Consider the following 267-nt stretch of genomic DNA (forward strand, 5'->3'; position numbering starts at 1 on the left):
TTTCAATCTTTCGCAGATTTGAGTTGCTCTTGCCACGGTAATACTGTCTCCATAAATTGCTCCAATTTGCGGAACCAATTCTTTAAATCCTTTATCGTTTGTGGTTCCGCCAAAAACATCCCAAAGCAATTCGATAACACCTTTTTTCTCTTGTTCAGTTTTTCCGTTTGGATTTCCACAGATGATATCTACTGGGTCACCGCTATCAGGACGAATTACTACTTTTCCTTCCCTAGAAACAATTTCATTTTTTAACCTTGGAAGATA

1 pseudogene is annotated in these 267 nt (G+C 37.8%); it reads right to left on the minus strand.

The annotated features are described in order from the left end of the window. Window positions 1-267, minus strand: a pseudogene (locus ACWA1B_RS22795) (nicotinate phosphoribosyltransferase); the annotation flags it as partial.

Source organism: Flavobacterium xizangense, from assembly GCF_054075145.1.